The organism is Vibrio sp. 10N.222.55.C6, from assembly GCF_041473395.1.
GTDB lineage: Bacteria > Pseudomonadota > Gammaproteobacteria > Enterobacterales > Vibrionaceae > Vibrio > Vibrio crassostreae_C.
Genome location: NZ_JBFRSD010000034.1, coordinates 183,699 through 196,472, shown reverse-complemented (window position 1 = coordinate 196,472; position 12,774 = coordinate 183,699). Strand labels below are relative to the sequence as shown.

The 12,774-nt window shown below is 43.3% G+C and carries 6 protein-coding genes; all 6 read right to left on the bottom strand.

Annotated elements, in window-relative coordinates; translation table 11 throughout:
- Positions 1 to 139 precede the first annotated feature (139 nt).
- The 6 genes from pyrD to prc all read right to left on the bottom strand — a co-directional run bounded on the left by pyrD (position 140) and on the right by prc (position 12,772).
- A complete protein-coding gene (gene pyrD, locus AB4486_RS18755) occupies positions 140 to 1,150 on the bottom strand; it encodes a quinone-dependent dihydroorotate dehydrogenase (protein ID WP_017063847.1) in 1,011 nt (336 codons plus the stop codon).
- A gap of 330 nt (positions 1,151 to 1,480) precedes the next feature.
- Complete coding sequence (locus tag AB4486_RS18750) at positions 1,481 to 6,322, bottom strand: NAD-glutamate dehydrogenase (RefSeq protein ID WP_017066961.1); 4,842 nt, start codon at positions 6,320 to 6,322, stop codon at positions 1,481 to 1,483.
- A gap of 228 nt (positions 6,323 to 6,550) precedes the next feature.
- Complete coding sequence (locus AB4486_RS18745) at positions 6,551 to 6,769, bottom strand: DUF2835 domain-containing protein (protein ID WP_004733645.1); 219 nt, start codon at positions 6,767 to 6,769, stop codon at positions 6,551 to 6,553.
- Between the two features lie 219 nt (positions 6,770 to 6,988).
- Positions 6,989 to 9,595 carry an aminopeptidase N gene (gene pepN / locus AB4486_RS18740; protein ID WP_372118129.1) on the bottom strand — a complete coding sequence of 869 codons (2,607 nt, stop codon included), beginning with the start codon at positions 9,593 to 9,595 and terminating at the stop codon, positions 6,989 to 6,991.
- Positions 9,596 to 9,813: 218 nt separating this feature from the next.
- The gene (locus tag AB4486_RS18735) at positions 9,814 to 10,497 is read right to left on the bottom strand and encodes a hypothetical protein (protein ID WP_017066964.1); all 684 of its coding nucleotides are present in this window, start codon (positions 10,495 to 10,497) and stop codon (positions 9,814 to 9,816) included.
- A 280-nt stretch (positions 10,498 to 10,777) separates the two neighbouring features.
- The gene (prc, locus tag AB4486_RS18730; RefSeq protein ID WP_017068919.1) at positions 10,778 to 12,772 is read right to left on the bottom strand and encodes a carboxy terminal-processing peptidase; all 1,995 of its coding nucleotides are present in this window, start codon (positions 12,770 to 12,772) and stop codon (positions 10,778 to 10,780) included.
- Positions 12,773 to 12,774 lie beyond the last annotated feature (2 nt).

The window sequence follows — 12,774 nt, the reverse complement described above, 5'->3', positions numbered from 1 at the left end:
ACTGAGCAATAGGCAAAAAAAAAGAGGAAATGAATTCCTCTTTCTTGTCGCTTTTCTCTACAACTCAGTGAGTTACAGTGTCTCTTTTATTAAGACGATGCCAGATTGTCGCTTTTCAGAAATAAAAGCGTCTTGCCGTTTAAAGATTTTTAACGATGTCACCTACAAGGCCTGGACCTTTGTAAATGAAACCAGAGTAAACTTGTACAAGCTTAGCGCCTGCCATCATTTTCTCTTTTGCAGCAACATACGAGTCAACACCACCTACTCCAATGATCGGCAGTTTGTCACCCAGCTCTTCGTGAAGTTTACGAACTACTTCAGTACTACGAGATTGAACAGGACGTCCACTTAGGCCACCCGCTTCATCACAATGTTTCATACCTTCAACGATTGAACGATCCAATGTTGTGTTTGTTGCGATCACACCATCGATCTTATTTTTGATCAATGATTCACAAATTTGGCGAATTTCGTCGTCGCTTAGATCCGGAGCAATCTTAAGAGCAAGAGGAACATATTTACCATGCTTCTCTTCCAGTTCAGATTGTTTCGTTTTAAGTTCAGACAATAGATCGTCTAGAGCTTCGCCGTATTGTAGAGAACGAAGTCCTGGAGTGTTTGGTGAAGAGATGTTCACAGCAATGTAACCAGCGTATTGATATACCTTCTCCATACAGATCAAGTAATCTTCAGCGCCCTTTTCAATTGGTGTGTCTTTATTCTTACCAATGTTAATGCCTAAGATGCCATCGTAGTTCGACTTCTTAACATTCTCAACAAGGTTGTCGACGCCTAGGTTGTTAAAACCCATGCGGTTGATGATACCTTCAGCTTCAACAAGACGGAATAAACGAGGTTTGTCGTTACCCGCTTGCGGACGTGGAGTCACTGTTCCTACTTCTACGAAACCAAAACCCATTGCGCCAAATGCATCAATACATTCGCCGTTTTTATCTAGGCCAGCAGCAAGGCCAACTGGGTTTTTAAAAGTAAGACCCATGCACTCTACAGGTCGGTGAGGTAATTGTTGGCGATACAAAAGATCAATAGGTGTGCCTGTGAAGCGCTTGAAATTTTGAATTGCAAGATCATGTGCCTTTTCGGCATCAAGTTGGAAAAAGCCAGTTCTGGCTAGACGGTAAAGCATTGTGCCTCCGATAGAAAAAAGCCCCGTGTAAACGGGGCGCTATTATTTACTTATTTACCCAACTATTCAATCTATTACTGTCTGTAAGGGTAAGATAATCAAGTTTGCTAACGAATGAGGTTCATTATTAAGCAAACGTTATCGTTTCTTCAGGTTATTAACCCATTTCTAATCTCAACCTTAGTACAGCCACCAACTCACTTAACAACAAACAACGTGTCCGTCGAGGTTGGTCCTTCAAAAATCGTTAGTTCTATTGATCCCACTTTACCGAAACGAAAAAGGCAGACCTTTTGGCCTGCCCTTATACTTTTTCGTCTTATCTAGTAACTAGTCTTTTGACATGCAGTTTAGATTCAACAGCATCAATTCACGCAGTGCTACTGAGAACTTAGCAAACTCATGAACAGAACCTACTTTGAATTCGTTTAGGATGCTTTCCCAACGATGTAGAGAAACAGAGTTACTTTCCATCCAGTCATCAAGCGCTTTAATCACATCGATATCTGAAGCACAACCACAGTTAAGTACTTGACCAGTTAACTGGCGTTGCTGCCAATCCAGATCTTCTCTGAATGCTGCACGCGCCAGTGCTTGCCAGTTGTTGTCTATAGCTTGGCCATTGATTTGCTTCAAGAACCAGTGCAGTGACAAACGGTCGCCTAGGTTGAAGTAAAGCTTAGACGCTTGCTGTACTGTTTTACCTGTTTCACGAGCCACTGTAGATATATCCAGTGCTGAGTACAGGCTAGACAAACGAGCCACTGAATTAGCCAGCTCAGCGTTTACACCTTGGTCAATCCATACTTGAGCCATTGCTTGATGCTCTTCTACTTCTGAAGCCACTAGGTTTTCATCCAGCTTCTCAGTAATTGCGACGACATCACCTTGGTAAAGCTCAATCAATGCATTCACTGACTGTTTACCGGTACGGTTTCTTAGCAACCAGCGTGCTAGACGACGAAGCGTACGACGTACATGGTAAAGCAATTCGTATTGAGCTTCAGAACTTGAGATGTTGTCCAGTTCACGGATGCTCTTCAATACCTTACCCAGGCCGTAGATTTCACGTGATGCCGCGTAAGCATTCGCAATATCAACAATGTTCGCGCCCGTCTCTTCTTGCAAGCGAGTCACGAAGTTACAGCCCATCTCGTTAACCATTTGGTTAGCAAGCGCAGTCGCAATGATCTCTGCACGAAGTGGATGGTTATCCATGTGCTGAGAGTAGTTACGGCGTAACTCTGTTGGGAAGTATTGCATCAGTTGTTGAGCATGGAACTCATCATTCGCAATGTCATCACTGACAAGATCTTCTTTTAGAACCATTTTACCGTAAGCGATCAATACTGATAGCTCTGGTCTTGTTAGTGCTTGGCCCTGCTTCTCACGTTCTAGCAGCGTTTCGTCATCTGGGATGTATTCCAAACCACGGTCTAAGTACCCGGCTTTTTCCATAGTGTGGATAAAGCGGATTTGCTCTTTCACTAAGCCTACACCTTGATGCTCAGTAACAGAGATAGACTCAGCTTGGCAGTAAGCGTCGTCTAGTACGATTTCACCTACTTCATCTTCCATAGATTCAAGAACTTGGTTACGTTGCTTAACGGTAAGATCACCATTAGACACCAAGCCATTCAAGAAGATCTTAATGTTAACTTCGTTATCCGAGCAATCTACACCACCAACGTTATCGACAAAGTCAGTATTAACTCGACCGCCCGTTAGAGCGTATTCAATACGACCCAATTGAGTCATACCCAAGTTACCGCCTTCACCAACAACCTTAGCTTTCAGGTCACGGCCATCGATACGTAGCACGTCATTTGCACGGTCACCCACATCGGTATGAGTCTCACTAGAAGACTTAACGTAAGTACCAATACCGCCGTTCCAAAGTAGATCAACTTTCATAGACAAGATCGCTTTGATCAAGTCGTTTGGTGCCATTGATGCTTTCTTGGTACCCAGCATTTTCTGAATTTCAGGTGTCAAAGAGATAGACTTCGCTCGGCGAGAGAAGATGCCACCACCTTGAGAAATCAGGTCTTTATTGTAATCTTCCCAACTTGAACGAGGCAGATTAAACAGACGGTCACGCTCTACCCAGCTTGATGCTGATTCTGGATTCGGGTCAATGAAGATGTGCATGTGGTTAAACGCAGCTTGCAAGCGAATGTGCTTAGATAGCAGCATACCGTTACCAAATACGTCACCCGCCATATCACCCACACCAATGGCAGTGAAGTCTGTGCTTTGACAGTTAATACCCATTTCGCGGAAGTGACGTTTAACCGATTCCCAGCCACCTTTCGCCGTGATACCCATGGCTTTGTGGTCGTAACCGTTAGAGCCACCCGATGCAAACGCATCACCTAGCCAGAAGTTGTACTCTTCAGCTACTGAGTTCGCTAGATCTGAGAATGTCGCGGTGCCTTTATCGGCTGCAACAACCAAGTATGGGTCATCTTCATCGTGACGAACAACGCTCTTAGGTGGGATAACCTCACCTTCAATGATGTTGTCTGAAACGTCTAGCAATGCACGGATGAAGCGCTTGTAACAACGTTGACCTTCAGCAAAGATCTCGTCTCGGCCAGACATCATGTGTTGACGCTTACAAACGAAACCACCTTTAGCACCAACCGGTACGATAACCGTGTTCTTAACTTGTTGCGCTTTAACTAGGCCTAGAATCTCAGTACGGAAGTCCTCTTGACGGTCTGACCAACGTAAACCACCGCGTGCTACTTTACCGCCACGTAAATGCACACCTTCAATGTCTGGTGCGTAAACGAAGATCTCAAACGCAGGAACCGGCGCAGGGATATCTGGAATCTCGCTTGGTCTCATTTTCAGAGCCAACCAAGGTTTAGACTGCTTATTCTCGTCTACTTGGTAGTAGTTAGTACGAAGCGTTGCAGTGATCATTTCCATGTAGCGACGAATGATACGATCATCATCCAAGCTTTCTACATGATCCAACTGTTCAGTGATCTTCTTAATAAGATCTTGTTGGCCTTTTACGCTGCCCTTCAGTTTCGGGTCAAAACGCTTGCCGAATAGGCTCACTAGCCCTTTCGCTAATTCTGGGTAATGAGACAATGTGTCTTCAATGTATTGTTGGCTGAATGGGAAACCAACTTGACGCATGTAACGAGCATAAGCACGTAAGATTGAGATTTCACGGCCAGAAAGACCAGCGCCAAGTACTAAGCGGTTGAAACCATCGCTGTCTAACTCACCCGCCCAGATTGCCGCAAAGGCTTGTTGGAAAAGATCGCGAGCTTCACGAAGATCAATGGTCTTATCGCTCTTGTGCAGCATAGAGAAATCAAGGATCCAATAGGTCACACCGTTGGTTTTACGCACTTCATATGGAGATTCACCGATAACGCGTAGGCCAAAGTTTTCAAGCATTGGCATAACATCAGAAAGGTGAATTGGCTCATCGCTGTGGTAGAACAACTTCAAACGAACGGCTTTTGAATCTGCCGCTTCTTCTTGAGGACGGTAGAAAAGCATACCCAGTTTGTTGTCTTCACTTAGCGCTTCTAAACGTTCAATGTCGGCAACAGCAGAACCTGGCATCATGTCTTCTTTGTACGAACGTGGGAATGCACGCATGTACTCTTTCGACAATGGAAGACCTTTGCTTTCACCGAAGTTTGCAATGATAGATTCAGACAGACGGTCATCCCACGTAGACGATACTTCCATTAAATTTTGCTCAATTGTTTTCACGTCCACATCCATGTTGTTGTTATCAACACGAACAATATAGTGCGTTCTTGCTAGCGGGCTTTCAGAGAAGTACGTTGTAAATTCAACCTCTTCTTCACAACCAAAGTACTGTTTCAAGATGCGCTGTGTTTGGCGACGAAGCTCAGTGTTGTAACGATCTTTTGTTACGTAAACCATGCAGCTAAAGAAACGACCAAACGGGTCTTTGCGAACAAACAAACGCAGGAGATCGCGATCTTGCATTTGTACTACGCCCGTACCGACTTCTAGTAGCTCTTCTTCTCGAGCTTGCAGCAGTTCATCACGTGGGTAGTTTTCAAGAATGTTGTGCAGCGCTTTGTAAGAGTATGAACCTTCACGGTAACCACTCGCATCCAAAATACGTTCTACTTTCTCGCGAACAAGAGGAATCGTTTCAACGGTTTGGTTATAAACGGCAGATGTGTAAAGACCAGTAAAGCGGTGCTCACCAATGACCTTACCGTTCTTATCGAACTTCTTAATACCAATGTAATCGTTGTAAGCTGGGCGGTGAATGCGTGAAGCCGTGTTGCCCTTGGTTACGATAAGCACATAAGGCTTTTTCGCTTCAAGACGTGCCGAATCAGAAAACTCAGATAGCTTAACGTTACGTACACGATCTGAGTTCGCAAACAAACCAAGACCTTGCTCCTTGGTCGGTTGCAGTTCAGTGTCGCCGTTAACTGAAACTAGGTCATATTCCTTATAACCCATGAATGTAAAGTTGTGTTGGCCTAACCAACGAAGAAACGCCAACGTTTCATCAAAGCGCTGGCCGTCTACTGGAATGCTCTCTTTTTGCTGTTCAACTTGATTGGTCACTTCTTCAAGTCTTTCAACCATCTTCAACCAATCGTTCACGACTAAGCTAGTGTCGGTAAAGATATCCAGCAACTCCGTTTTAAGTGCTGTCATTTCAGCTTTACTACTCAGACGGTCAACTTCGATATGGAAAAGCGATTGGAATGCACCTTCGTTATTGCTTACACCGACAACACTGCCCTTATCTGAGCGAGAGATTTGTGTTGGGTTATGAAGCATAAGGTGAGAAGAAAGGTCTAGGCGAGTCAATGCCATTTTTACGGAATCAACAAGGAATGGACTGTCTGGAACGACTATCTCAACGATAGTATGAGTAGACTGCCAACCTTGACGACTTACCGTCGGGTTGAATACGCGTACAGAGATTTCGTCGGCTTTCTTTTCATTGATGTGATGCCATAAGCTAACTACAGCACCATATAAATCGGATTCGTTTCTCTGAGTTAGATCGTCGTGAGAAACGTTACTAAACAAGTGTTGAGCAAGTTGAGTTACGAGAGGTCGATGAGCAAGGTCAAGTTTGTCTTGAATCAGCTTGTAAACTTTTTCAAGTAAAACTGGAACCACAGTTTCACGTGCGGTCATAGTCACACTCCACAATTAGAATTATATTTTATTATTAGGGGGATCACTTAATCTGGTGTTTGAAACGTGCCGTTGAGCGCTTTTCTACTAACGAGTTAAGCAAAGGTAATGCATTCATTTATTGTAAAAGCATTATTGAAAAATAGTTAATTGTTTTGGAGGTGGTAAGAGCTGAAATGTTTGATTATGTGATTAAGATTCCTTTTAACTCACTAGGCACGCCAAGGTTTACAGAGCTTCTAACTTAATAAACTTATTTTTTTGGTCAGTTGTCAGCCTAAACTGCCCTCTAACCCCTATTTGTGTAAGAAATGGTCTGAACCGAGTTGCAGGTAACTGTAAGCGTAAACCTGTTGTTGTTATCACTTGAACTTTACTTGCGGCGCCAGAATAGCTGGCCAAAAACTGCTGATATGAGATGTTAAGTTGGAAAATATAGCGATTCATACGATACCTGTATAAATATACAGTGCCAGTGTTTTTTGGCACTTTTAGATGTCTGACGGTGAAACTGAACTTGAAGCTGCTCTAGCTTATCGAAAATTCGATGAACCAGAAACAAAAAATCAGTGGCAGATATTCTCTACCACTGATGACCTTTCGTTATAGCAAACAGTTTATTAGTAAACTGCTTATTAGCAAACAGTTACCTGAATGCGCGCTGACTTAAGCCTCTAGTGCTTTCGTCACTTTCTCAAACAAGTCTTTTGCTAGGTTGTCCATGCTCTTCAATGTCTCAAGTTCCTGTTTGATAAGAGCTTGGCGTTCATCATCGTACTTACGGAACTTAAGTAGCGGGTCAATCAGACGTGAAGCCACTTGTGGGTTGCTGCTGTTTAGCTCACGTAAGATCTCGCCAGCAAATGCATAGCCTTGACCAGACTTGTCGTGGAATTGAACCGGGTTCATGTTTAAGAATGAACCGACCAAGTTACGGGTACGGTTCGGGTTCTTCAAACTGAACGCCTGGTGCGACATCGACGCTTTGATCACTTCAAGTGCGTTTGAACTTGGGTTTGTACCTTGCAATGCAAACCACTTATCCATAACAAGACCATCGTGTTTCCACTTGTCACTGTAATCCGCCATCAAGGTTTCACGACATGCAAGTTGTGCGCTGTTTGCCGCGCCCATTGCTGCCATCGTATCTGTCATGTTGTTTGCTTGCTGGTACATCGCAACAACCAAGTCATTACCCTGCTCTGTATGTGCTAAGTAACTTAGGCAAACTTTACGTAGAGTACGCTTACCAATCGAATCGTGATCGACCGTGTATTCTGTTAGTGCGTGGCTGTGATAAACCGCCGCTAACTCGTCTTCAAGTTCTGCAGCTAGTGTGACTTTCATTGAGTTAAGAACCGATGCGACCGCATCAATATCAACGCGCTCGTACCAACCCGATACTTCATTGTGGCTTGGTAGAGAAAGCATTTCTGCAATAAACGCAGGCTCTAGTGAATCACTCAGCAGTACGCCACGGAATGCATCAACAACAGAATCAGAAAGCTCAAACGCTTGACCCTGCTGAACTTTCTCCACGTTACTGCGGATGTACTTCGCTAATAGCATTTGACCCGCATCCCAACGAGAGAATTCATTGCGAGCATTCACCATCAAGAAGATCAGTTCTTCATCTGAGTAGTCATATTCCAATTTCACTGGCGCAGAAAATTCACGAAGTAATGATGGGATCGGTTGCTCAGAAACGTTTTCAAACACGAACGTTTGATCTGCTTCTTTCACATCTAATACATTATGAACTGGCTTACCGTTACATTGTAACTCAACAACTTCACCCGCAGCTGTGTACAGCTCGATATCAAGAGGAATATGCAGAGCCTGCTTTTCCGTTTGCTCATGAGTTGGCGCTGTTACTTGGCGAGTTGTTAACGTGTACTGTTTCTTCTCTGCGTCGTACTTACTTTCAACAGACAGCGTCGGCGTACCAGACTGGCTGTACCATAAGCGGAACTGAGATAAGTCAACGCCCGACGCATCTTCCATTGCCGCGACGAAGTCTTCACATGTTGCAGCCGTACCATCGTGACGTTCGAAGTACAGCTTCATGCCTTTTTGGAAACCATCTTCGCCCAACAATGTGTGGATCATACGGATCACTTCACTGCCCTTTTCGTACACGGTCAAAGTATAGAAGTTATTCATTTCTATCACTTTTTCTGGACGAATTGGATGAGACATTGGGCTAGCATCTTCTGCAAATTGTGGACCGCGAATGATACGTACATTGTTAATACGGTTTACTGCGCGAGAACCAAGATCAGATGAGAATTCTTGGTCACGGAATACCGTTAAGCCTTCTTTCAGACTTAACTGGAACCAATCGCGACACGTCACTCGGTTACCTGTCCAGTTGTGGAAATATTCATGGCCGATTACTGCTTCAATACCTAGGTAATCTGTATCCGTTGCAGTTTGGTCGTTTGCTAGAACGAACTTCGAATTGAATACGTTCAAGCCTTTGTTTTCCATCGCACCCATGTTGAAGAAATCAACGGCTACGATCATGTAGATGTCTAAGTCGTATTCAAGATTGAAACGTTCTTCGTCCCACTTCATTGAGTTAATCAAAGAAACCATCGCGTGGCTCGCACGGTCTAGATTGCCTTTATCAACAAAGATTTCTAGGTCAACTTTACGACCCGATTGTGTAGTGTATGCGTCACGAAGTACATCAAAGTCACCCGCTACTAAAGCAAACAAGTACGCTGGTTTTGGATGTGGGTCTTGCCACTTCACCCAATGACGACCGTTTTCAGCTTCACCTTCATCTACACGGTTACCATTACTTAATAAGAATGGGTTCTCTGCTTTATCTGCAATTACCGTTGTAGTGAATTTCGCCAACACATCTGGGCGATCCATGTAGTAAGTGATACGGCGGAAACCTTCAGCTTCACATTGAGTACAGAACGCGCCACCCGACTTGTACAAGCCTTCAAGTGCACTGTTCCCTTCAGGGTTAACTTCGGTAACGATGGTTAGAGTAAATTCTTTTGGAAGGTCATTCAGCGTAAGTTGAGTTTCAGACTGCTCGTACTGAGTCCATTCGTTGCCTTCAACCAAAACAGAAACCAACTTCAAGCCTTCACCATCAAGTACTAATGTCGTGCTGTCTTTCTCCTGCTTAACACTAGAAACAGCCGTAACAATGGATGCTGAGTCGTACAAATCGAAAGTAAGATCGATTTCAGAAATCGTGTGAGATGGTGATTGATAATCTTTACGATACTTGGCTTGAGGTGTATGTGCCATGACGGGTTCCTTTTGATCGTTATACGTAATTATTTTTTAACTGTATATATCTAAAGGTTGAGCGCCAATAAAACAAGGGGAATATTAAAAAAAGGAGGCATTGTAAGAAAATGCCTCCATGTTTTGCTATTTTATCAATCAAATCAGACAGGAACGGCTAAGAAATGAACTGTGCACAATATTATCAACGAGTACGCCGTTACTGCTAAAACTCACGATTATCGAATGCGATTGAGTACCGCAAACATATCTCCCTCTTCACCTTGCAGCGTTAACACATCGCTGTTCAGTGTATATCGAGTGCCGTGTTCACCGTTCTCATAAAGTAACACTAGTTGATCGCCTTCTGTGTAATACACCCCGCGACGAATGACTTCACCACCTTCTTCATCTGATACTCGGAACATGAATATAAAGTCCGGCTGAAGGACTAAATCCATTTTTTGAATGTTACTCGCACGTAGATCGCTTCCAGACAGTTGGGCACTTGACCAGATTCCCGCCAATGCATTTGGCAAGGCCTTGGTGAACATAACACCGTTAAGATTCAGCATGTTGTGATTACTGCTGTACGCGTAAACCTGAGGTTCTGAGGTATTCAAACCCAAAATAATCGTGTCTTCATTGGCGTTATACAAACCTTCCCAATGATCGACACTGTAGTCTTTCTTTTGGATATCGATAGTGAATGAGTAGTTTGAATCAAGAGTGAGCTTGATCGCTCTAAAGTTTTCAGTGCCTTGCTCAGGATCAGGATTCATCAAATACCAATCACCAAGCAGCAAAGGAAGGTCAAAATGAGATAGATTACTATCACTTTTTGATTGTTGGCTGCTAGAAGCGACCTCGCTCCCAAAAGCCACAAAACTTAAACAAGATAAAATTAGTAGAATCCATTTCATACGCGCCCCCTCGTTTTCTTTAAGCTTAGGCACGTAATGATTAGAAAGCGAAAAAATATGATCCAAGTCACTAAATTTTAAGTGCGAAGTAACTTAAGTGTCATTATTCAACACAAAACAGAGCTAAATTACCCTGAATATTGAGTGTTATTTGCGCCAACCTAAACGGTTACAATCAGATATTCCTGTCAAATCATAGACACAAAAAAAGCGAGCCCAGGCTCGCTTTTTAATTGCGTATCTTTAACTTTAAACAATCACCTTTTAACAGGCGGTTGCTCTATTTTTTGATCATATCCAGCATGATAGCAACTGATTCATCAAGATAAGCATCCGGGGCTTCGTAGTCTTTTGGAATATCATCCAACGTTTTAAATGCCTCTAACTTAGCGGCTTTTTGACGTTGGTTAATACGCTCTAGACGAAGCGCATCCGCATCATCACTCTCTTGTTGACGAACCTTTTCATTAAGAGAAAGGTCATTGTCGTCTTTATCTGCCTTATATTTTTCAATATCTTGCGCGATAAAGCCAAATTCCATGTCTGTTGCGATACGAGCTTCGTGTTTAGCCGTCAACGCTGCGATCTGCTCATCGTTACGCTGTAACACTGAGTACTTCGCTTTGTCGATGCTGTCCCAAGGAAGAGCGTTGTCTTCAACACTTTCACCAGTATCTGCAGGATCAATTGGCGTTGGGTAAGCAATATCAGGTACTACACCCTTGTTTTGCGTACTACCACCATTGATTCGGTAGAATTTTTGGATTGTGTATTGAACGTAGCCTAACTCTTTATCGAACAAATCATAAATATGATTCAAAGAGCGATGCTGTTGCACCGTACCTTTACCGAAAGAGTTTTCACCTAGGATGATTGCACGGCCATAATCTTGCATCGCTGCTGCAAAGATTTCAGACGCTGAAGCACTGTAGCGATTCACCAATACCGTTAACGGGCCTTGGTAACTGATTTGACCATCAGTATCGCTGTTCACTTTGACACGACCGTAGCTATCACGAACCTGAACAACAGGTCCTTCTTTGATAAACAAACCAGAGAGTTCAGTTGCTTCAGTCAGTGCACCACCACCGTTGTTTCGGAGGTCAACAATAATACCTTCAACACCTTGCTCTTTAAGCTCGGTGATCAGTTTATCGGTATCTTTAGAAAGGCCAACGTAGAAACTTGGTACTTCTAATACACCAATTTTCTTGCCGTCTTTCTCGATCACTTCTGATTTAACAGCGCGGTCTTCTAAACGAATCTTATCGCGAACAATTGTGACAACGTGACTTTTTGCATCTTTACCGTCTGGCAAGATCTGTAGCTTAACTTTAGTCCCTTTCGGTCCTTTAATTAATTGCACTACATCGTCTAAACGCCAGCCGATAACATCAACAATCTCTTCGCCATCTTGACCAACACCAACAATGCGGTCTCCATCACTCAATTGTTTGCTGTTTGACGCAGGGCCACCAGCAACTAAAGAGCGAATAACGGTGTAGTCGTCTGTCATCTGAAGCACAGCACCAATACCTTCTAGAGATAGGTTCATCTCAGATTGGAATTGTTCTGCATTTCTTGGAGAAAGGTAACTTGTGTGAGGATCAACTTCACGCGCAAATGCGTTCATGTAGATCTGGAAAGCATCTTCATTATGCGATTGCGTAATACGCTTCATCGCATTGTTGTAACGCTTTTCCAAAACTTCTTGAATCTCTGGCCACTCTTTACCAGTAAGTTTTAGATTCAACGCATCATATTTAACGCGTTTTCTCCAAAGCTCATTCACTTCAGCGATATCTTTTGGCCACTCAGCTTCACTACGATTGAGCTCAATACTTTCATCGGTATCAAACTTAATCTCTGTATCTAGCAAAGACAATGCATATTGAAAACGTTCAAAACGCTTCTGCATAGACAGATTATAAACATCGAATGCAATCTGGTTATTGCCCGATTTCAGCTGATCATCAATTTGTTTAGATGACGCAGAGAAAGAGTCAATATCAGCTTGAGTGAAGATATTACGATTATAATCCAGCATCTCTAAGTAACGATTAAAGATAGCTTGAGAGAAATCATCGTTGAGATTGAAGTGTTTATAGTGAGAACGAGTAAATCGAGAAGTAACACGTTTACTAGCAGTTTCGTGTTGGACCTCAGGAGCGAGTAGAGGTAAATCGTCCTGATCTAATTTGGCTTCAAGAGCCTGAGCTGAAGCTGCTAGCCAAAAGCTAGCAGCAATCAGTGTCAATTTTGAACGGCATTTCATGC